The organism is Enterobacter sp. DVT3837, from assembly GCF_056238685.1.
In genome coordinates, this window is sequence record NZ_JBWDLA010000001.1 from 1,705,352 (window position 1) to 1,726,910 (window position 21,559).

Sequence of the window (21,559 nt, forward strand, 5' to 3'; positions counted from 1 at the left end):
AGTTATTGTAATGCGCGCAGCAGCGCATCGTTGTCGGCGTTATCAGCGATCCGAATATCCTGCCAGCCCAGTTCCCGGGCCTTGTTCGCCAGACGCTCACTGACGACCAGAAGTCGACAGCGGAGTAACCAGTTTTCGCGATACCAAAGCGGTATCAGTGCCCAAAGCTGTTGTAACATTTCACCGCTGGTCACCACCAGCGTATTGATGCCTCGCGCGTGCCAGCGCATCGCCTCTTCCGCGCCATCGTAGTGTTTTGCACAACGCTGATAACACTCAACGAACGTGATATCAGCTCCACGCTCCAGCAGCGTTTCACCCAACAGTTCACGTCCGCCGTTACCGCGTAAAATCAGCGCACGCTTGCCGGCAATAGTTTGTAATTCAGGTAATTGTAGCAAGACTTCGCTGATTTCCCGATCTAACGGGTAACGCACATTCGCACCGCTGATGGTATGTAAAGCCAGCGCCGTCGAGCGGCCAATCGCGAAATAGCGGGGGGCGGTTGGCCAGGTCAGACCTTGCTGTTGCAGCTGTGCGTGGGCATATTCCACGGCATGTTGCGACAGCGCGAACAGCAGATCGCCTTCCTGAAGGGTATTCATCTGGTCGGCGAGCACAGACAGTTCCCGACCCGGGGAGAATTCAATAAGCGGAAAACTCCAGGCCACCTGCCCCAGTGCGCGCAGACGGCTCACTAATTGCTCTCCTGCGGGAGAAGGGCGGGTGACAAGAATACTCATGCAGGGGGTTCTCCATTATAAACGTCAGCCAGAATCTCGCGGGCGCCGTTATCCAGTAACTCTTCTGCCAGCGACACGCCAAGCTGCTCGGCATCCTGTGCTTTGCCGCGACGCTCACCGCGTACCATCTGCGAACCGTCCGGTGCGCCAACCAGTGCACGCAACCACAGCTCACCGTTAATTAATTCAGCATAGCTGCCAATCGGCACCTGGCATCCCCCTTCGAGGCGGGTATTCATCGCACGTTCGGCTTTTACGCGAATAGCGGTCTCGTCATGGTTCAGAGGGGCAAGGAGTGCGCGGGTTCGCGCATCGTCCAGACGGCACTCAATGCCGACCGCACCCTGACCCACGGCGGGCAGCGACAGCTCCGGTGGCAACGCCACACGAATGCGCGACTCCAGCCCCAGACGCTTCAGACCCGCCACCGCAAGAATAATGGCATCGTAATCGCCGTTATCCAGCTTGCTCAGACGCGTGCCGACGTTACCGCGCAGCGAGCGGATGATCAGGTCCGGACGACGCTCTGCCAACTGACACTGACGGCGTAAACTGGACGTGCCAACCACACTGCCCTCAGGCAGCGCATCAAGCGAGTCATAGTGGTTAGAGACAAACGCGTCACGCGGGTCTTCGCGCTCGCAGATCGTCACCAGACCCAGCCCTTCCGGAAACTCGACGGGTACGTCTTTCATCGAATGTACGGCAATATCAGCGCGGTTCTCAAGCAATGCCAGTTCCAGTTCTTTGACAAACAGGCCTTTGCCGCCCACTTTCGCCAGCGGCGTATCAAGGATCACATCACCACGCGTGACCATCGGCACTAGCTCGACGCGCAATCCACCGTGGCAGGCTTCAAGGCGCTGCTTCACATAATGTGCCTGCCAGAGCGCAAGAGGGCTTTGGCGTGTGGCAATTCTCAAAACATTGTCTAACATGCTTGTTACCGTCATTATCAATCGCTAACCATCCTAACATTGTTGACTCTGGGATGGCAGTTTTACGGTTGATGAAGAGTGAGAGGGACAAGGCGGCGTATTCGTCAGCCATAGCCGTATTCAGGAATTTACACGTACAGAACGGTGCTACACTTGTATGTAGCGCATCTTTCTTTACGGTCAATCGGCAAGGTGTTAAATTGATCACGTTTTAGACCATTTTTTCGTCGGTACCACCAAAAATGATAAGGGCGAAAAAGGGTAACGGTTATCTTTTTGAAATACTGCGGGTCCGCTGTTATTCGTGTTTTGAATAGTTTGCGACACCCGGAAACATCAGGCGATACGTCTTGTACCTCTATATTGAGACTCTGAAACAGAGACTGGATGCCATAAATCAACTGCGTGTGGATCGCGCGCTTGCTGCTATGGGCCCTGCTTTCCAGCAGGTATACAGTCTGCTGCCGACATTATTGCACTATCACCATCCGCTGATGCCGGGTTACCTCGACGGTAACGTTCCCCAGGGCATTTGCCTTTTCACGCCTGATGAAACCCAACAGCATTATCTGAATGAGCTGGAACTCTACCGTGGCATGCCGCCGCAGGAGTCCCCGAAAGGTGAACTGCCGATTACCGGCGTTTACTCTATGGGAAGTACCTCATCGGTAGGGCAAAGCTGTTCTTCTGACCTGGACATCTGGGTCTGCCATCAGTCCTGGCTCGATAACGAAGAGCGTCAGCTGCTGCAGCGTAAATGCAGCCTGCTGGAGAGCTGGGCTGCGTCGCTCGGCGTGGAAGTGAGTTTCTTCCTGATTGATGAAAACCGTTTCCGTCATAACGAAAGCGGCAGTCTGGGTGGTGAGGACTGCGGCTCGACCCAGCACATTTTGTTGCTGGATGAATTTTACCGTACTGCCGTTCGTCTGGCCGGTAAGCGTATTCTTTGGAATATGGTGCCGTGCGAAGAAGAAGAGCATTACGACGATTACGTCATGTCGCTGTATGCGCAGGGCGTGCTGACGCCAAACGAATGGCTGGACCTGGGCGGCCTGAGCTCTCTCTCGGCCGAAGAGTACTTTGGCGCGAGCCTCTGGCAGCTCTATAAGAGCATTGACTCCCCGTATAAAGCGGTGCTGAAAACGCTGCTGCTCGAAGCCTACTCCTGGGAATACCCTACGCCGCGCCTGCTGGCGAAAGACATCAAACAGCGTCTGCACGATGGCGAGATTGTCTCCTTCGGACTTGATGCCTACTGCATGATGCTCGAACGCGTCACCGAATACCTGAATGCCATTGAGGACACCACGCGTCTTGACCTGGTGCGTCGATGTTTCTATCTCAAAGTCTGTGAAAAACTGAGCCGCGAACGCGCCTGCGTTGGCTGGCGTCGTGAAGTGGTCAGTCAGTTAGTCAAAGAGTGGGGATGGGACGAAGAGCGTCTGTCCATGCTCGACAACCGCGCCAACTGGAAAATCGACCAGGTGCGTGAAGCGCACAACGAATTGCTTGATGCGATGATGCAAAGCTACCGTAACCTGATCCGCTTTGCGCGCCGCAATAATCTCAGTGTCTCCGCCAGCCCGCAGGATATCGGGGTGTTGACCCGTAAACTGTACGCTGCGTTTGAAGCGTTGCCAGGTAAAGTCACGCTGGTTAACCCGCAGATTTCGCCTGACCTGTCTGAACCGAATCTGACGTTTATCTATGTGCCGCCGGGACGCGCGAACCGCACCGGGTGGTATCTGTACAACCGTGCGCCAAGCATGGATTCGATCATCAGCCATCAGCCGCTGGAGTATAACCGCTACCTGAACAAGCTGGTGGCCTGGGCCTGGTTTAACGGCCTGCTGACTTCACGTACCCGTTTGTTCATCAAGGGTAACGAGGTCGTCGATTTAGCCAAACTGCAGGAGATGGTAGCGGATGTGTCCCATCACTTCCCGCTGCGCCTGCCTGCGCCAACGCCAAAAGCGCTCTACAGCCCGTGTGAAATCCGCCATCTGGCGATTATCGTCAACCTGGAATACGACCCGACGGCGGCTTTCCGCAATCAGGTGGTCCATTTTGATTTCCGCAAGCTGGACGTCTTTAGCTTTGGCGAGCAGCAAAACTGCCTGGTGGGCAGCGTTGACCTGCTTTATCGCAACTCGTGGAACGAAGTGCGTACCCTGCATTTCAACGGCGAGCAGGCGATGATCGAAGCGCTGAAAACCATTCTCGGCAAGATGCACCAGGATGCCGCACCACCGGACAGCGTAGAAGTGTTCTGCTACAGCCAGCATCTGCGCGGGTTGATTCGTACTCGTGTGCAGCAGCTGGTCTCTGAATGTATTGAACTGCGTCTCTCCAGTACTCGCCAGGAAACCGGGCGCTTTAAAGCGCTGCGCGTCTCCGGTCAGACCTGGGGCTTGTTCTTTGAACGTCTGAATGTGTCGGTACAGAAACTGGAAAACGCTATCGAATTTTATGGCGCAATTTCGCACAACAAGCTGCATGGCCTGTCCGTGCAGGTGGAAACCAACCACGTCAAACTGCCGCAGGTGGTGGATGGTTTTGCCAGCGAAGGGATTATTCAGTTCTTCTTTGAAGAGTCGGGCGACGATGCCGGTTTCAACATCTACATTCTGGATGAGACCAACCGCGCCGAGGTCTATCACCACTGTGAAGGCAGTAAAGAGGAACTGGTGCGCGACGTCAGCCGCTTCTATTCCTCTTCACACGACCGCTTCACCTACGGCTCAAGCTTTATCAACTTCAACCTGCCGCAGTTCTACCAGATTGTGAACGTCGATGGCCGCGTGCAGGTGATCCCGTTCCGGACCCAGGCCGTCACGCCTGCGGTGCCTGCAAATCAGGACACTACGCCGCTGTTGCAGCAGTATTTCTCCTGAGTCTTTTCGCCCGGTAAGCGTAAGAGCCACCGGGCAACAAAACTACCTGAAACTCACGACCTCACCCGCCTGCGCGGTCGCCGCCTGCTCCAGCAGATCCCAGAACGTGACGCCGCTACGGTCGCAAACCCATTCACCGTCTTTCAGGTCGAAATGGTAGCCGCCCTGTTTGGCTGCCAGCCATACCTGGTGAAGCGGCTCCTGACGGTTAATAATAATTTTGCTGCCGTTTTCGAAGCTCAGGGTCAGGATACCGCCGTTGATTTCACAATCGATATCGCTGTCGCCGTCCCAGTCGTCAAGACGTTCTTCAATGGTCATCCACAGGTTGTCGGCAAGGCGATGGAATTCACTGTCGTTCATAGTTTTGTTCCTGTTTTTCGTGATGGCGGCAGTATAACGCTAAATAATTCCCGTTGCAGGAAAGCGGCAAACTCTTGCTTTTGTGTCTTCTCCTGCGATGATAGAACCAGATTTGAACTTACGGGCAATTTTATAATGAAAAACGCTTTTCGAACGCTTGCCGTTCTCATCACGCTGTTTAGCCTGACTGGCTGTGGACTGAAAGGACCACTGTATTTCCCGCCAGCGGATAAAACCGCACCGCCGCCGACGAAACCTGTGCAAAGCGGCATTGAGTCTTCTACGCCAGATACTAACGATCGTGGCGACAACGGTGGCCCGACTCAGGTTAATCTCTGACGACAACGTTCTGTACCCGCGCAATGGAGCAAATGATGCAGTTCTCTAAAATGCATGGCCTTGGCAACGATTTTATGGTCGTCGACGCGGTAACGCAGAATGTGTTTTTCTCCCCGGAACTGATCCGTCGCCTGGCGGATCGGCATCTGGGCGTGGGGTTCGATCAGCTGCTGGTTGTTGAGCCGCCGTACGATCCCGACCTCGATTTTCACTACCGTATTTTTAACGCGGACGGCAGTGAGGTTAACCAGTGCGGTAATGGCGCGCGCTGTTTTGCTCGCTTTGTTCGCCTGAAGGGGCTAACCAACAAACGTGATATCCGCGTCAGCACCGCCAATGGTCGCATGGTGCTCAGCGTGACTGATGACGAGCTGGTTCGCGTTAACATGGGTGAACCTAACTTCGAGCCTTCGGCAGTACCGTTCCGCGCAAACAAAGCGGAAAAGACCTATATTATGCGTGCGGCCGAGCAGACAGTATTGTGCGGCGTCGTCTCGATGGGTAACCCACACTGCGTGATTCAGGTTGATGATGTGGAAACCGCCGCCGTCGAAACGCTCGGCCCGGTGCTGGAAAGCCACGAGCGTTTTCCGGAGCGCGCGAACATCGGTTTTATGCAGGTGGTGAAGCGTGAGCACATCCGTCTGCGGGTTTACGAGCGCGGCGCGGGCGAAACTCAGGCCTGCGGAAGCGGTGCCTGTGCTGCTGTGGCCGTTGGCATCTCGCAAGGGTTACTGGCAGAAGAAGTTCGCGTGGAGTTACCAGGTGGTCGGCTTGATATCGCCTGGAAAGGACCGGGTCATCCACTGTATATGACTGGCCCGGCGGCACATGTCTATGACGGGTTTATCCATCTATGAAACAACCAGGGGAAGAACTGCAGGAAACAGCGACGGAACTGGACGACAGAGCTGTTGTTGATTATCTGCTGCGCAATCCTGAGTTTTTTATTCGCAATGCACGCGTCGTCGAACAGATGCGCGTGCCGCATCCGGTTCGTGAGACCGTGTCGTTGGTCGAATGGCACATGGCGCGCTCGCGTAACCACATCAATCAGCTCGAAGAGAACATGACGCTGCTGATGGAACAGGCCAGTACCAACGAAAGCCTGTTCTATCGTCTGCTGCATCTGCAGGCGCGTCTGGCCTCGGCGCACAGCCTTGAAGAGTTCCTGAGTCGCTTCCACCGCTGGGCGCGCGAGCTTGGGCTGGCGGGCGCAACGATTCGTCTTTTCCCTGACCGCTGGCGTATTGGCGCGCCGTCCGGTTTTACCCATCTGGCTCTCAGCCGTCAGGCGTTTGAGCCGCTGCGTATTCAGCGTCTGGGCCACGAGCACCACTACCTGGGGCCGCTAAACGGACCTGAGCTGCTGGTGGTATTACCGGAAGCCAAAGCGATTGGCTCGGTGGCGATGTCGCTGATGGGGCGCGATGGCGATTTGGGCGTGATGTTATTTACCAGCCGCGATGCGCATCATTATGAGCAGGGGCAAGCTACGCACCTGTTACAAGAGATCGCTCTGATGCTGCCTGAGCTGCTGGAGCGCTGGATTGAGCGCGTATGACGGACGGACTACTCACCACTGACGTCACGCGCTTTCTGCGCTATCTGGGCGTGGAGCGTCAGCTTAGCCCGATTACGCTACTGAACTATCAGCGTCAGCTTGATGCCATCATGCAGATTGCCGAAGAGATCGGCCTGAAAAGCTGGCAACAATGTGACGCTGCAACCGTGCGAGCCTTTGTGGTGCGTAGTCGCCGCAAGGGACTAGGCCCGGCGAGTCTGGCACTCAGGCTCTCTGCATTACGCAGTTTCTTCGACTGGCTGGTCAGCCAGGGTGGGTTAAAAGCCAACCCGGCAAAAGGAATTGCCACACCAAAAGCGCCGCGCCATTTACCTAAAAATATTGACGTTGACGATGTGAATCGCCTGCTGGATATTGATCTTAACGATCCGCTGGCCGTGCGTGACCGCGCAATGCTGGAGGTGATGTACGGCGCCGGTCTGCGTCTATCTGAGCTGGTCAATCTTGATTTAAAACATCTCGACCTGGACACCGGCGAAGTGTGGGTGATGGGTAAGGGCAGCAAAGAGCGCCGTCTGCCGATTGGCCGCAATGCGGTCTCCTGGATTGAGCACTGGCTGGATCTGCGCGGGCTGTTTGGCGCGGAAGAAGATGCGCTGTTCCTGTCGAAACTCGGTAAGCGGATCTCAGCGCGTAACGTGCAGAAGCGCTTTGCGGAGTGGGGCATCAAGCAGGGGCTGAACAGCCATGTTCACCCGCACAAGCTGCGCCATTCATTCGCGACACATATGCTTGAATCGAGCGGTGATCTGCGCGGCGTGCAGGAATTGCTCGGCCACGCGAATCTGTCGACCACTCAGATCTATACCCACTTAGACTTCCAACACCTTGCCTCGGTGTATGACGCGGCGCATCCACGCGCCAAACGGGGGAAATAATGCGTTTTTACCGCCCACTCGGGCAGATCTCAGCTCTGACCTTTGACCTGGATGACACCCTTTATGACAACCGCGAGGTAATTCTGCGTACTGAGCAGGAGTCACTGGCGTTTGTGCAGAACTACCATCCGGCGTTGAAGACGATGCAGAACAAGGATTTCCAGAAGCTGCGCCAATCCTTGCGGGAGACCGAACCCGACATTTACCACGACGTGACCGAATGGCGTCGCCGTGCGGTAGAGCAAGCCATGCTCAACGTCGGCATGAGTGCGCGTGATGCCGCGATTGGCGCTGAAGCGTCGATGGAAAACTTTGCCAAATGGCGTAGCCGTATCGACGTGCCACAGGAAACTCACGACACGCTGGCTGCTCTGGCCGAAAAATGGCCGCTGGTGGCGATCACCAATGGTAATGCCCAGCCGGAGCTGTTTGGCCTTGGCGATTACTTCAAATTTGTGCTGCGTGCCGGCCCGCATGGGCGCTCCAAACCATTCAGCGATATGTATCATCTGGCGGCAGAAAAACTGAATCTGTCGTTGGGTGAAATTCTGCACGTAGGCGATGACCTGACCACTGACGTGGCCGGTGCAATCCGCTGCGGTATGCAGGCCTGCTGGATCAAGCCGGAAAACGCTGACCTGATGATCGCCTCCGATAGCCGTCTTCTGCCGCACGTGGAAATTTCGCGGTTGGCATCCCTCACGACGCTGATATAATCATCAATTGTTCTGTATAAATTAACAGGGTTTTGGCGAGTAGAAATATTCGCCTGCCCGACACGACGTGACGGTGCCAATGGACGTTTCTTACCTGCTCGACAGCCTTAATGACAAACAGCGTGAAGCCGTAGCGGCCTCGCGTACTAACCTGCTGGTGCTGGCTGGGGCGGGCAGTGGTAAGACGCGCGTGCTGGTTCACCGTATCGCCTGGTTACAGAGCGTGGAGAACTGTTCGCCATACTCCATCATGGCGGTAACCTTTACCAACAAGGCGGCGGCAGAGATGCGCCACCGTATCGCACAGCTGATGGGCACCAGCCAGGGCGGCATGTGGGTGGGGACTTTCCACGGCCTGGCGCACCGTCTGCTGCGCGCGCACCATATGGATGCCAACCTGCCGCAGGATTTCCAGATCCTCGACAGCGAAGATCAGCTCCGTTTGCTGAAGCGCCTGATCAAGGCGATGAACCTCGACGAGAAGCAGTGGCCGCCGCGTCAGGCGATGTGGTACATCAACGGTCAGAAAGACGAGGGGCTGCGCCCGCACCATATTCAGAGCTTCGGCAACCCGGTCGAGCAGACCTGGCAGAACGTCTACAAGGCCTATCAGGAAGCGTGCGATCGCGCCGGTCTGGTGGACTTCGCGGAGCTGCTGCTGCGCGCTCACGAACTGTGGCTTAACAAACCACACATCCTGCAGCACTACCGTGAACGCTTTACCAATATCCTGGTGGACGAATTCCAGGATACCAACAACATCCAGTATGCGTGGATCCGCCTGCTGGCCGGTGATACCGGTAAGGTGATGATCGTTGGCGATGACGACCAGTCCATCTACGGCTGGCGTGGGGCGCAAGTGGAGAACATCCAGCGCTTCCTCAACGATTTCCCCGGTGCACAGACCATCCGTCTGGAACAGAACTACCGCTCAACCAGCAACATTCTGAGCGCGGCCAACGCCCTGATTGAAAACAACAACGGGCGTCTGGGTAAAAAGCTGTGGACCGACGGTGTTGACGGTGAACCCATTTCGATTTACTGCGCCTTCAACGAACTCGACGAAGCCCGCTTCGTGGTGAATCGCATCAAAACCTGGCAGGACAACGGCGGTGCGCTGGAGCAGTGCGCTATTCTTTACCGCAGCAACGCCCAGTCGCGCGTGCTGGAAGAGGCGCTGCTGCAGGTGAGCATGCCGTACCGCATTTATGGTGGTATGCGCTTCTTCGAACGCCAGGAAATCAAAGATGCGCTCTCGTATTTGCGCCTGATCGCGAACCGTAACGACGACGCGGCCTTTGAGCGTGTGGTGAATACGCCAACCCGTGGTATCGGTGACCGTACGCTGGACGTCGTACGTCAGGCATCGCGCGACCGCCAGCTGACACTGTGGCAGGCGTGCCGCGAGCTGCTGCAGGAAAAAGCGCTCGCCGGCCGTGCCGCCAGCGCCCTGCAGCGCTTCCTTGAGCTGATTGACGCTCTGGCGCAGGAAACGGCCGACATGCCGCTGCACGTGCAGACCGACCGGGTGATTAAAGACTCCGGCCTGAGAACCATGTACGAGCAGGAAAAGGGCGAGAAGGGCCAGACCCGTATTGAGAACTTAGAGGAACTGGTCACGGCGACGCGCCAGTTCAGCTACAACGAAGAAGACGAAGACCTGATGCCGCTGCAGGCGTTCCTCTCCCACGCCGCGCTGGAGGCGGGGGAAGGGCAGGCGGATACCTGGCAGGATGCGGTTCAACTGATGACCCTGCACTCCGCAAAAGGTCTGGAATTCCCGCAGGTGTTTATCGTCGGCATGGAAGAGGGGATGTTCCCGAGCCAGATGTCGCTGGATGAAGGCGGCCGCCTGGAAGAGGAGCGTCGTCTGGCCTATGTGGGCGTCACCCGTGCGATGCAAAAGCTGACGCTGACCTACGCCGAAACCCGACGTCTGTACGGTAAAGAGGTGTATCACCGTCCATCGCGCTTTATTGGCGAGTTGCCGGAAGAGTGTGTGGAAGAGGTGCGTCTGCGTGCGAGCATCAGCCGTCCGGTCAGCCATCAGCGTATGGGCTCGCCGATTGCGGAAACCGACACCGGCTACAAGCTGGGCCAGCGCGTGCGCCATTCGAAGTTTGGCGAAGGTACCATTGTGAATCTGGAAGGCAGCGGCGAGCACAGCCGCCTGCAGGTGGCGTTCCAGGGACAGGGGATCAAATGGCTGGTGGCGGCCTATGCGAAGCTGGAAACAGTCTAACATTCAGAAAAATATAATTTTTTTGTAATAATCTGCTAGCCTTATACATTGAAGGTCAATTAATGCCCTTCAGCGTCCCGTTGCGTGTTGACGCCACAGTTATTGCTGGCGTAACATGCGCGCACGATTACGCTAAGAGGACATTCGCCTTGGACACACCCAGTAGATACTGGCTCAATTCCCTGTCATCCAGGAACAACTCCTAAGGCTATCTCCTCTTGCTGATGGCCTTAGTGGTTGTCAGCGACCTGTATTATTCCCGTCGCGCTGAGTCAGGCTGTTTAATGGTCTGAAACCCAATTTGTTTCTGTGTGCCCACCGAACTGTCCGATATTTTTTGCATTGGGAGTCCCGGTCATGTTGAGCGCATTTCAACTCGAAAATAACCGACTGACTCGGCTTGAAGCCGAAGAGTCACAGCCCCTCATTGATGCCGTATGGGTGGATCTGGTCGAGCCGGACGACGATGAACGCCTTCGCGTACAATCTGAGCTGGGACAAAGCCTGGCGACTCGCCCGGAACTGGAAGATATCGAAGCATCTGCGCGTTTTTTTGAAGATGAAGACGGTCTGCACATCCACTCCTTCTTCTTCTTTGAAGACGCCGAAGACCACGCGGGCAACTCCACCGTGGCATTTACCATCCGCGATGGTCGCTTGTTTACGCTGCGCGAACGCGAACTGCCTGCGTTTCGTCTCTATCGCATGCGCGCCCGTAGCCAGGCGATGGTGGACGGCAATGCCTATGAGCTGCTGCTTGACCTGTTCGAAACCAAAATTGAACAGCTGGCGGATGAGATTGAAAACATCTACAGCGATCTGGAAAAGCTGAGCCGCGTGATCATGGAGGGCCATCAGGGCGATGAGTACGACGAAGCACTCTCCACGCTGGCGGAGCTGGAAGATATCGGCTGGAAGGTGCGTTTGTGTCTGATGGATACCCAGCGTGCGCTGAACTTCCTGGTGCGTAAAGCGCGTCTGCCGGGTGGTCAGCTGGAGCAGGCGCGTGAGATTTTACGTGATATCGAATCCCTGCTGCCGCACAACGAATCCTTGTTCCAGAAGGTGAACTTCCTGATGCAGGCAGCGATGGGCTTTATCAACATCGAGCAGAACCGCATTATCAAGATCTTCTCGGTGGTTTCCGTGGTGTTCCTGCCACCGACGCTGGTGGCGTCGAGCTACGGGATGAACTTTGAGTTTATGCCAGAGCTGAAGTGGAGTTTTGGTTACCCTGGCGCGATTATCTTTATGATCCTCGCCGGGCTGGCGCCGTATCTGTACTTTAAGCGTCGTAACTGGCTGTAAAAATCTGGCGGGTAGCGCTACGCTTACCCGCCCTACAAAACACCTACATTCCTCTGCGGGTCCTGCGCTGGGTATAAATGGCATCGGCAACGAAAATCGCCAGCGCCACCCAGATAAAGGCGAACGTCACCATCTTATCCGCCCCCGGCACTTCGCCGTAAAACACCACTGCCAGCAGGAACATCAGCGTCGGGCCAATATACTGGAAGAAGCCCAGCGTGGAGAGACGCAGGCGCGTTGCCGCTCCGGTAAAGCACAGCAATGGAATGGTGGTCACCACGCCTGCTGCCATCAGCATCAGGTTCAGCGACCATGGGTTGCTGCCCATGTGGCTGGTGGCGCTGTCAGCGATACCAAACAGGTAAATTGCCGCGACCGGCAGCAGCCACAGGGTTTCAAACAGCATCCCGGTTTGTGCTTCCACCGCGATTTTCTTACGCACCAGACCGTAGAACGCAAAGCTGAACGCCAGCCCCAGCGCGATGATCGGCAGTGAACCGAAGGTCCATAGCTGCACCAGTACACCGCAGAATGCAAGGATCACCGCCAGCCACTGCATACGTCGGAAGCGTTCACCGAGGAAAATCATCCCCAGCACAATGTTCACCAGTGGGTTAATAAAGTAACCGAGGCTCGCTTCAAGCATATGGTGGTTATTCACGGCCCAGATAAACAGCAGCCAGTTACCGCCAATCAGCACCGCAGAGAGCGCCAGCAGGAAAATTTTCTTCGGTGTTTGCAGCAGCGTTTTGACACCCGACCACTGACGGCTGAGGCTCATCAGCGCGATCATAAAGAAGAACGACCAGATGACGCGGTGAGTGAGGATCTCATCAGCCGGAACGTAGGCAATAAGCTTGAAATACGCCGGGGCGATACCCCAAATAAAATAAGCGGCAAGAGCGAGTAAAACGCCCTGCCGCGTCTGTTTAGCATCCATCGGGAAAATCCGTTACAAAAAAGTGAATTAATTTTACCCGATTTTATCGTCTCAACCCACCATATAAGTGGCGGTTGCGCTGGCAATGTAAACCTGTTCTTCGTTGTGTAATTCAACGCGCGCCACGGCAACTTTATTCCCCGCGCGCAGCAGGCTGCTGGTGCAGGTAAAACGATTTCCGCGCCCAGGACGAAGATAGTCGACACGTAAATCAATAGTGCCCATGCGCGACAGGCGCTGGCGCAGTTCATCTTCATTGATGGTGTCATGACGCGTCAGCGTACTGCCCACGCAGACCAGGCCTGCCGCCACGTCGAGCGCGGAGGCAATCACCCCGCCGTGCAAAATACTTTGTGCCCAGTTGCCCACCATCATCGGCTGGTTGTTGAAACTCAGCTGGGCAAAGTCTTTCTCGTAACGCTCCAGTTCCAGCCCCAGCGCACGGTTAAACGGCATATGGTAGACAAAAATCTCGCCCACGAGTTTTAAAACTTCTTCGGCGGTAAGCATGGCTGACATGAGACATCACATCCTTATTGTTAACGAAATGTTGATTTTATGCCGTGGCAATAAGGAATTCCACTTTCAGAAACGAGGATGCAGCAGTTGTCGCAGAAGTCTGTAGAATGTCCGCCACATAACTATTCAAGTCATCTTAATTTTTTGCAGGAGAACACCACCGATGCGGACGTATCTGGCCTGGTTACTGGTGGCAGTTGCGCTGCCCTTCACAGCAATTGCGCAGGAAGCGACGATTAAAGAGGTGCATGATCAACCTGCCGTTCACGGCAGCATTATCGCGAACCTTCTTCAGGAGCATGACAATCCGTTCACGCTCTATCCTTATGACACCAACTACGTGATTTACACTCAGACCAGCGATCTCAATAAAGAGGCGATAAGCTCCTATAACTGGGCTGATAATGCGCGTAAAGATGAAGTGAAGTATCAGCTCAGCCTCGCATTCCCGTTCTGGCGCGGCATTCTGGGGCCAAACTCGGTATTCGGCGCGTCTTATACGCAGAAATCCTGGTGGCAGTTATCTAACAGCGGGGAGTCATCGCCGTTCCGTGAAACTAACTATGAGCCGCAGCTGTTCCTCGGTTTTGCTACGGATTACGAGTTCGCCGGCTGGACGTTGCGTGACGTCGAGGTAGGTTTCAACCACGATTCAAACGGTCGTTCCGATCCAACGTCACGTAGCTGGAACCGCGCCTATACACGCCTGATGGCGCAGAATGGCAATTTGATGGTGGAAGTGAAGCCGTGGTACGTGGTGGGGAGCACCGATGACAACCCGGATATCACCAAATATATGGGCTACTATCAGCTCAAGATTGGTTATCAACTGGGTGATGCGGTGCTGAGCGCCAAAGGCCAGTACAACTGGAATACCGGCTACGGCGGCGCAGAGCTGGGCTTAAGCTACCCGATGACCAAACATGTGCGTATTTATACCCAGGTCTACAGCGGTTACGGCGAGTCGCTTATCGACTATAACTTCAACCAGACCCGCGTGGGTGTGGGCGTGATGCTGAACGATATTTTCTAGACTGCTCGAATGTTTTTGCGTTAAACGTTGAAGTTTCTCTCTCAGGCGCTGAAAATAGCGCCTGTTTCATTTCTGGCATATGGGGTTAATGTGGCGCAGGCGGAAGTATTGAATCAGGAGTCGCTGGCTAAACAGGTTTTGCATGAAACCTTTGGCTACCAGCAGTTCCGCCCTGGCCAGGAAACCATCATTGAAACCGTGCTGGAAGGTCGTGATTGCCTGGTGGTGATGCCGACCGGTGGCGGTAAATCACTCTGTTATCAGGTGCCCGCGCTGGTGCTTAACGGCCTGACGGTCGTGGTATCGCCTCTTATTTCTCTGATGAAAGACCAGGTTGACCAGCTGCTTGCCAACGGCGTGGCGGCGGCCTGTCTTAACTCCACGCAGACCCGCGAGCAGCAGCAAGAGGTGATGGCCGGGTGCCGCACCGGGCAGATCCGCCTGCTGTATATCGCGCCGGAACGCCTGATGCTGGATAACTTCCTCGACCATCTCGCGCACTGGAATCCGGTGCTGCTGGCGGTAGATGAAGCACACTGTATTTCCCAGTGGGGACACGATTTCCGCCCGGAATACGCGGCCCTCGGCCAGCTCCGTCAGCGCTTCCCCGAGCTTCCGTTTATGGCGCTTACCGCCACGGCGGACGACACCACGCGGCTGGATATTGTCCGTCTGCTGGGGCTGAACGACCCGTTGATTCAGGTCAGCAGTTTCGATCGCCCGAACATCCGCTACATGCTGATGGAAAAATTCAAACCGCTGGATCAGCTCTTGCGCTATGTGCAGGAACAGCGCGGCAAGTCAGGCATTATTTACTGCAACAGCCGCGCAAAAGTGGAAGACACGGCTGCGCGTCTGCAAAACCGTGGCTTTAGCGCTGCGGCTTATCATGCCGGGTTAGAAAACCACATCCGCGCCGACGTGCAGGAGAAATTCCAGCGTGATGACTTGCAAATTGTTGTCGCGACGGTGGCATTTGGGATGGGGATTAATAAACCCAACGTGCGCTTTGTTGTGCACTTCGACATCCCGCGAAATATTGAATCCTACTATCAGGAAACCGGCCGCGCCGGGCGTGACGGCCTGCCTGCGGAAGCAATGCTGTTTTACGATCCGGCCGATATGGCATGGCTGCGCCGCTGTCTGGAAGAGAAACCGCAGGGACAGCTGCAGGATATCGAGCGCCATAAGCTCAACGCGATGGGGGCCTTTGCCGAAGCGCAAACCTGCCGCCGTCTGGTGTTGCTCAACTATTTTGGTGAAGGGCGTCAGGAGTCGTGCGGTAACTGCGATATCTGTCTTGATCCTCCTAAACAGTACGATGGTCTGATGGATGCGCGTAAGGCGCTCTCGACCATTTACCGTGTCAATCAACGCTTCGGCATGGGCTACGTGGTTGAAGTGCTGCGCGGCGCCAATAACCAGCGTATCCGCGACATGGGCCACGACAAGTTGCCGGTGTACGGTATTGGCAAAGACCAGAGCCACGAGCACTGGGTCAGTATTATTCGTCAGCTAATTCACCTTGGCTTTGCCACACAGAATATCGCCCAGCACTCCGCACTGCAGCTTACCGAAGCCGCGCGTCCGGTGCTGCGCGGTGATATCGAACTCAAGCTTGCCGTACCACGCGTCATCGCCCTCAAACCGCGCGTGATGCAGAAATCCTACGGTGGCAATTACGACCGTAAGCTGTTCGCCAAACTGCGCAAGCTGCGAAAAGCCATTGCCGATGAAGAGAATATCCCGCCTTATGTCGTCTTCAACGACGCGACGCTGATTGAGATGGCCGAACAGATGCCGCTGACCGCCAGCGAAATGCTCAGCGTCAACGGTGTTGGCACACGTAAGCTCGAGCGCTTTGGTAAGGAGTTTATGGCACTCATTCGCTCTCACGCCGACGGTGATGATGAGGAGTAGTCAGCCGGGCTAAAAAGTGCCAGGATGGTGACTCACTAAATTATTTCCCCGCGAGTTAATTATGTTAATGCTATTTCTCACCGTGGCGTTAGTGCACATCGTTGCGCTGATGAGCCCTGGCCCTGACTTTTTCTTCGTATCACAAACGGCCGTCAGCCGCTCCCGCAAAGAGGCGATGATGGGAGTACTGGGTATCACCATGGGCGTGATGGTCTGGGCGGCGGTGGCACTGCTCGGTCTGAACCTGATCCTGGCAAAGATGGCCTGGCTGCATAACATCATTATGGTCGGCGGTGGCTTGTATCTGTGCTGGATGGGCTACCAGATGTTGCGCGGGGCGCTGAAGAAAGAAGAGAAAAAACCGGAAGAGCCAAAGGTGGAGCTGGCAACGGGCGGCCGCAGCTTTGTGAAGGGGCTGCTGACCAATCTGGCAAACCCAAAAGCGATTATCTATTTCGGCTCCGTTTTCTCGCTGTTTGTGGGTGATAGCGTTGGTGCGGGCGCACGCTGGGGTATTTTCCTGCTGATCGTCGTTGAGACGTTTGCGTGGTTCACCATCGTTGCAAGCCTGTTTGCCTTACCGGCGATGCGCCGTGGCTATCAGCGCATCGCGAAGTGGATCGACGGCTTTGCCGGCGCGCTGTTCGCCGGCTTTGGTATTCATCTCATCATTTCTCGCTAAGCGTGACGCGCTGATGCAAGCAGCGCGCCCACCAGCATAAACAGCGAACCAAACACTTTATTCAGGGCCTTCATCTGTTTAGGCCCTTTAATCCACGCCGCAATTCGCTGTGCCAGCGTCGCATAACCAATCATCACGATGATATCGACGATAATGGTGGTCGCGCCCAGCACCACATACTGCATCACCTGTGGTTGATGTGGTGCGATAAACTGCGGGAACAGGGCAGCCAGGAAAACAATGCTTTTCGGGTTGGTCAGGTTTACGAACACCGCGCGTTTGAACAGACGACCACGGGTTTGCGACTGGGCAAGCGTGTTGAGATTAATCGAACCTGCCGCGCGCCACTGCTGAATACCCAGCCAAATCAGGTACGCTGCACCGGCCCATTTCAGTACTTCGAACGCCAGCACAGAGCGGGAGAACAGCGTCCCCAGACCAATCCCGACCAGCACAATATGAATGCCCAGCCCGGTCTGCAAACCGGCGATCGACGCCGCCGCACCGCGATAACCGTGGTTGATGGAGGTGGTCATTGTGTTAATAGCACCTGAGCCCGGTGAAAGGCTGAGGATAATGGATGTCAGCAGGTAGGCGAACCACCACTCGAAGGTCATTTGACGCTCCCGAACCGTCTATTTTTATGCCACAATACGCTATTGTTGAGTCATTTTGTGACCTGTTACGAAAAAACGATATTCCTTGGCTTACGTGAGTGGAAACCCGATGTTTCAGCAGAAAAAGGACTGGGAAACACGAGAAAACGCATTTGCTGCTTTCTCTATGGGGCCGCTGACCGATTTCTGGCGGCAGCGTGAGGAAGATGAGTTTACGGGCGTCGGTGATATTCCGGTACGCTTCGTGCGTTTCCGCAATGTGAAGAACGATCGGGTGATCGTCGTCTGCCCTGGGCGCATTGAGAGCTACATCAAATACGCCGAACTGGCTTATGATCTTGTCCATCTTGGCTTTGATGTGTTGATAATCGACCATCGTGGGCAGGGGCTTTCTGGTCGTCTGTTATCGGACACGCACCGCGGTCATGTGGATAATTTCAGCGATTATGTCGACGATCTTGCCGCATTCTGGCAGCAGGAAGTTGAACCTGGTCCATGGCGTAAGCGCTATATTCTGGCGCACTCTATGGGTGGGGCCATCTCTACGCTATTTTTGCAGCGCTATGAGCACCAGTGCGATGCCATTGCGCTTACTGCGCCAATGTATGGCATCGTCATGCGTTTTCCTGACTGGATGGTGCGCCATATTCTCGATTGGGCTGAGGGCCATCAGCGCATTCGTGAAGGCTATGCCATCGGGACGGGGCGCTGGCGTGCATTGCCGTTTGCAATGAACGTGTTAACCCACAGCCGACAGCGTTATCGTCGTAACCTGCGTTTTTATGCCGATGAACCACGCCTGCGCGTTGGCGGTCCGACCTATCATTGGGTGCGGGAAGGTATTCTTGCCGGGGAACAGGTGCTTGCTGGCGCGGGTGATGATGACACGCCAACACTTCTGATTCAGGCTGAAGAAGAGCGTGTGGTGGATAACCGCATGCACGATCGTTTTTGTGAACTCCGCGCTGCTGCCGGTCACCCCTGTGAAGGGGGAAAACCGCTGGTCATCAACGGCGCGTACCATGAGATCCTTTTTGAAAAGGACGCTATGCGCTCAGTCGCGCTCAACGCCATTGTTGAATTTTTCAACAGGCATAACTGATTTTTTTATTGAGGTTAAATTTCCCTATGTACCAGGTTGTTGCATCTGATTTAGATGGCACGCTGCTTTCCCCCGACCACACCCTGTCGCCTTACGCGAAAGAGACCTTAAAGCTTCTGACTGCCCGTGGCGTGAACTTTGTGTTTGCCACCGGCCGCCACCACGTAGACGTGGGGCAGATCCGCGATAATCTGGAAATCAAATCGTACATGATCACCTCTAACGGTGCGCGCGTACACGATACGGACGGCAACCTGATTTTCGCGCATAACCTTGATCGCGATATCGCCGCCGATCTGTTCGGCGTGGTGCACAACAACCCGGATATCGTGACTAACGTCTATCGTGATGATGAGTGGTTTATGAACCGCCACCGCCCTGACGAAATGCGTTTCTTCAAGGAAGCGGTATTCAACTACACCCTGTACGAGCCAGCCCTGCTTGAACCTGAAGGTATCAGCAAGGTGTTCTTCACCTGCGAAAGCCACGAAGAATTGCTGCCGCTGGAGCAGGCGATCAACGCTCGCTGGGGCGACCGTGTTAACGTGAGTTTCTCAACGCTGACCTGTCTGGAAGTGATGGCCGGGGGCGTATCCAAAGGCCATGCGCTGGAAGCGGTTGCGAAGCGTCTGGGCTTCGAGCTGAAAGACTGTATCGCCTTTGGTGACGGTATGAACGATGCCGAAATGCTTTCGATGGCAGGCAAGGGCTGCATTATGGAGAACGCGCACCAGCGTCTGAAAGACCTGCACCCGGAGCTGGAAGTGATCGGCACCAACGGCGACAACGCGGTACCAAAATATCTGCGCAAGTTGTTCCTTGAATAATCTTCATTTGGTTATTTATTGCTCAGTTGTCAACTAAAGAGTTCGCTACAATGCCTGTCCTTCTTTCTGAGAGACAAGCATTGTGGCGCTACTCATTATCACCACTATCCTGTGGGCCTTCTCCTTTAGCCTGATTGGCGAATATCTTGCTGGTTCGGTCGACAGTTATTTCTCGGTGCTGATGCGTGTTGGGCTGGCGGCGCTGGTATTCCTGCCGTTTCTGCGTACGCGCGGGCAATCGCTGAAAACCATTGTGCTGTATATGCTGGTGGGGGCGATGCAGCTCGGCATCATGTATCTGTTCAGCTTTCGGGCCTACGTCTACCTGTCTGTTTCGGAGTTTCTGCTTTTTACCGTACTCACGCCGCTCTATATCACGCTGATTTACGATCTGCTCAGCAAGCGCCGTTTACGCTGGGGATACTTGCTGAGCGCGGCACTGGCAGTTATTGGGGCGGCGATTATTCGCTATGACAAAGTCAGCGACCACTTCTGGACCGGGCTGATGTTCGTCCAGCTCGCCAACATCAGTTTCGCCATCGGTATGGTGGGTTACAAACGTCTGATGGAAACCCGTCCGATGCCGCAGCATAACGCGTTCGCCTGGTTCTATATGGGGGCCGCGATTGTCGCGGTAGCGGCGTGGTTCATGCTCGGTAACCCGCAAAAACTGCCGACCACTACGGTGCAATGGAGCGTTCTGGTCTGGCTGGGTGTGGTGGCCTCAGGGCTGGGATACTTCATGTGGAACTACGGCGCGACCCAGGTCGACGCCGGTACGCTGGGGATCATGAACAACGTGCATGTGCCCGCGGGTCTGCTGGTTAACCTTGCAATCTGGCAGCAGCAACCCCACTGGCCGAGTTTCCTTATTGGGGGAACGGTGATCCTGGCTTCACTGTGGGTCCATCGCCGCTGGGTCGCTCCGCGCTCCGCACAAACGGAAGATGGTCGCACGCGTGGTTCCGCGTTGAGCGAATAAACGCCTCCGTAATCGGCTGGCGCTGCTCGCCATCGCGCACGGCGGCGTACAGCCGGCTCCACAGTCCTTCGCCCAGGGTTTTGGTCACCACCAGGCCCTGGCGTTCAAAACTCTCTACCACCCAGTGCGGCAGTGCCGCGATACCCATTCTGGCCGCCACCATCTGAATCAACAGCAGAGTGTTATCCACGCTTTTCAGCTGCGGGCTAATGCCTGCCGGTTGCAGGAAGTGACGCCAGATATCCAGACGACTACGCTGAACCGGGTAAATCAGCAGCGTTTCCGTCGCCAGGTCTTCCGGTGTGATGCGCGTTTTGGCCGCCAGCGGATGATCCGGCGCCAGCACCAGACGCACTTCATAATCAAACATTGGGGAGTAGTGCAGGCCGCTGCGCGGCAGAATATCAGAGGTCATGACCAGATCCAGCTCGCCCTGCTGGAGCGAGGGCTGCGGGTCAAACGTCACCCCGGATGTAAAGTCCATCTCCACCTGCGGCCACTTCTGGCGGAAATTCTCAAGTGCGGGGGTCAGCCACTGAATGCAGCTATGACATTCAATGGCGATACGCAGTTTGGTCTGTTGCGGCTCGTTACAGGACTGCAGGGCGCTGGCAATTTGCGGCAGCACCTGATTTGCCAGCTGCAGCAAAATCTCACCCTGAGGCGTAAAGCGTAGCGGCTGGCTCTTGCGTACAAAAAGACGAAAGCCGAGGCGTTGTTCCAGATCGCTGAACTGGTGAGAAAGGGCGGACTGGGTCTGGTGCAGCGAGGCTGCCGCCGCCGCAAGAGAACCGCAGTTCCGCAACGCTTGTAGCGTTTTCAGGTGTTTTATCTCGATCATGAAAGTCCTTCACTTCGCCATGAACATTTTGCGCTTGAGGAATATACAGTAACCGCCAATTATGGATGTGTAAACATCTGGACGTCTAAA

At 55.4% G+C, this 21,559-nt stretch carries 22 protein-coding genes; 15 read left to right on the forward strand and 7 right to left on the reverse strand.

What is annotated here, in order from left to right:
• Positions 1-2 precede the first annotated feature (2 nt).
• Positions 3-743, reverse strand: coding sequence for a uroporphyrinogen-III synthase (hemD, locus tag AC0XWG_RS08355; RefSeq protein ID WP_108091174.1), 741 nt, complete (start codon positions 741-743; stop codon positions 3-5).
• A complete protein-coding gene (gene hemC, locus AC0XWG_RS08360) occupies positions 740-1,681 on the reverse strand; it encodes a hydroxymethylbilane synthase (RefSeq protein ID WP_134708730.1) in 942 nt (313 codons plus the stop codon). Before hemC ends, hemD begins: the two co-directional genes overlap by 4 nt.
• Before the next feature lie 350 nt (positions 1,682-2,031).
• Here hemC and cyaA point away from each other — a divergent pair, with 350 nt between their 5' ends.
• A complete protein-coding gene (gene cyaA, locus AC0XWG_RS08365; RefSeq protein WP_028018193.1) occupies positions 2,032-4,575 on the forward strand; it encodes a class I adenylate cyclase in 2,544 nt (847 codons plus the stop codon).
• A gap of 42 nt (positions 4,576-4,617) precedes the next feature.
• On the opposite strand, the gene cyaY is transcribed toward cyaA, so the two are convergent.
• On the reverse strand, positions 4,618-4,938 hold the full coding sequence (gene cyaY / locus AC0XWG_RS08370; RefSeq protein ID WP_028018192.1) for an iron donor protein CyaY: 321 nt from the start codon (positions 4,936-4,938) through the stop codon (positions 4,618-4,620).
• A gap of 135 nt (positions 4,939-5,073) precedes the next feature.
• Here cyaY and lptM point away from each other — a divergent pair, with 135 nt between their 5' ends.
• From lptM to corA, 8 genes are all read left to right on the forward strand, one after another.
• Entirely contained in the window at positions 5,074-5,277 is a 204-nt protein-coding gene (gene lptM, locus AC0XWG_RS08375) for an LPS translocon maturation chaperone LptM (RefSeq protein WP_028018191.1), read from the forward strand.
• Positions 5,278-5,312: 35 nt separating this feature from the next.
• The gene (gene dapF, locus AC0XWG_RS08380) at positions 5,313-6,137 is read left to right on the forward strand and encodes a diaminopimelate epimerase (RefSeq protein WP_108091171.1); all 825 of its coding nucleotides are present in this window, start codon (positions 5,313-5,315) and stop codon (positions 6,135-6,137) included.
• Positions 6,134-6,841: a DUF484 domain-containing protein gene (locus AC0XWG_RS08385; RefSeq protein WP_028018189.1), complete on the forward strand. Its 708-nt coding sequence runs from the start codon at positions 6,134-6,136 to the stop codon at positions 6,839-6,841. Before dapF ends, AC0XWG_RS08385 begins: the two co-directional genes overlap by 4 nt.
• Entirely contained in the window at positions 6,838-7,740 is a 903-nt protein-coding gene (gene xerC / locus AC0XWG_RS08390; RefSeq protein WP_028018188.1) for a tyrosine recombinase XerC, read from the forward strand. Before AC0XWG_RS08385 ends, xerC begins: the two co-directional genes overlap by 4 nt.
• Positions 7,740-8,456, forward strand: coding sequence for a 5-amino-6-(5-phospho-D-ribitylamino)uracil phosphatase YigB (gene yigB / locus AC0XWG_RS08395; protein WP_028018187.1), 717 nt, complete (start codon positions 7,740-7,742; stop codon positions 8,454-8,456). Before xerC ends, yigB begins: the two co-directional genes overlap by 1 nt.
• Positions 8,457-8,535: 79 nt before the next feature.
• On the forward strand, positions 8,536-10,698 hold the full coding sequence (gene uvrD / locus AC0XWG_RS08400) for a DNA helicase II (protein WP_049005108.1): 2,163 nt from the start codon (positions 8,536-8,538) through the stop codon (positions 10,696-10,698).
• Between the two features lie 149 nt (positions 10,699-10,847).
• Positions 10,848-10,904: a YsgD/CorL family protein gene (gene ysgD, locus AC0XWG_RS08405; protein ID WP_212743980.1), complete on the forward strand. Its 57-nt coding sequence runs from the start codon at positions 10,848-10,850 to the stop codon at positions 10,902-10,904.
• 151 nt (positions 10,905-11,055) lie between these two features.
• A complete protein-coding gene (gene corA / locus AC0XWG_RS08410; RefSeq protein WP_008501540.1) occupies positions 11,056-12,006 on the forward strand; it encodes a magnesium/cobalt transporter CorA in 951 nt (316 codons plus the stop codon).
• A 43-nt stretch (positions 12,007-12,049) separates the two neighbouring features.
• Here the strand turns inward: corA and rarD are convergent, their stop codons facing one another.
• Complete coding sequence (rarD, locus tag AC0XWG_RS08415; protein ID WP_028018185.1) at positions 12,050-12,946, reverse strand: EamA family transporter RarD; 897 nt, start codon at positions 12,944-12,946, stop codon at positions 12,050-12,052.
• A gap of 51 nt (positions 12,947-12,997) precedes the next feature.
• Positions 12,998-13,465 carry an acyl-CoA thioesterase YigI gene (gene yigI, locus AC0XWG_RS08420; protein ID WP_028018184.1) on the reverse strand — a complete coding sequence of 156 codons (468 nt, stop codon included), beginning with the start codon at positions 13,463-13,465 and terminating at the stop codon, positions 12,998-13,000.
• Between the two features lie 163 nt (positions 13,466-13,628).
• Here yigI and pldA point away from each other — a divergent pair, with 163 nt between their 5' ends.
• From pldA to rhtC, 3 genes are all read left to right on the forward strand, one after another.
• Entirely contained in the window at positions 13,629-14,498 is an 870-nt protein-coding gene (pldA, locus tag AC0XWG_RS08425; RefSeq protein WP_028018183.1) for a phospholipase A, read from the forward strand.
• 90 nt (positions 14,499-14,588) lie between these two features.
• On the forward strand, positions 14,589-16,418 hold the full coding sequence (recQ, locus tag AC0XWG_RS08430) for an ATP-dependent DNA helicase RecQ (protein ID WP_028018182.1): 1,830 nt from the start codon (positions 14,589-14,591) through the stop codon (positions 16,416-16,418).
• A gap of 61 nt (positions 16,419-16,479) precedes the next feature.
• Positions 16,480-17,100, forward strand: coding sequence for a threonine export protein RhtC (rhtC, locus tag AC0XWG_RS08435; RefSeq protein WP_010426287.1), 621 nt, complete (start codon positions 16,480-16,482; stop codon positions 17,098-17,100).
• Here the strand turns inward: rhtC and rhtB are convergent.
• Positions 17,097-17,717 (reverse strand): homoserine/homoserine lactone efflux protein, encoded by a 621-nt coding sequence (gene rhtB / locus AC0XWG_RS08440; protein WP_028018181.1) that lies wholly within the window; start codon positions 17,715-17,717, stop codon positions 17,097-17,099. The genes rhtC and rhtB overlap by 4 nt on opposite strands.
• 109 nt (positions 17,718-17,826) lie before the next feature.
• On the opposite strand from rhtB, the gene pldB reads away from it, so the two are divergent.
• From pldB to AC0XWG_RS08455, 3 genes are all read left to right on the forward strand, one after another.
• Positions 17,827-18,819 carry a lysophospholipase L2 gene (gene pldB, locus AC0XWG_RS08445; RefSeq protein WP_028018180.1) on the forward strand — a complete coding sequence of 331 codons (993 nt, stop codon included), beginning with the start codon at positions 17,827-17,829 and terminating at the stop codon, positions 18,817-18,819.
• A gap of 26 nt (positions 18,820-18,845) precedes the next feature.
• On the forward strand, positions 18,846-19,646 hold the full coding sequence (gene yigL / locus AC0XWG_RS08450; protein ID WP_028018179.1) for a sugar/pyridoxal phosphate phosphatase YigL: 801 nt from the start codon (positions 18,846-18,848) through the stop codon (positions 19,644-19,646).
• Between the two features lie 82 nt (positions 19,647-19,728).
• Positions 19,729-20,628 carry a carboxylate/amino acid/amine transporter gene (locus AC0XWG_RS08455; RefSeq protein WP_032666884.1) on the forward strand — a complete coding sequence of 300 codons (900 nt, stop codon included), beginning with the start codon at positions 19,729-19,731 and terminating at the stop codon, positions 20,626-20,628.
• On the opposite strand, the gene metR is transcribed toward AC0XWG_RS08455, so the two are convergent.
• Positions 20,516-21,469, reverse strand: coding sequence for an HTH-type transcriptional regulator MetR (gene metR, locus AC0XWG_RS08460; RefSeq protein ID WP_028018178.1), 954 nt, complete (start codon positions 21,467-21,469; stop codon positions 20,516-20,518). The genes AC0XWG_RS08455 and metR overlap by 113 nt on opposite strands.
• Positions 21,470-21,559: the final 90 nt, after the last annotated feature.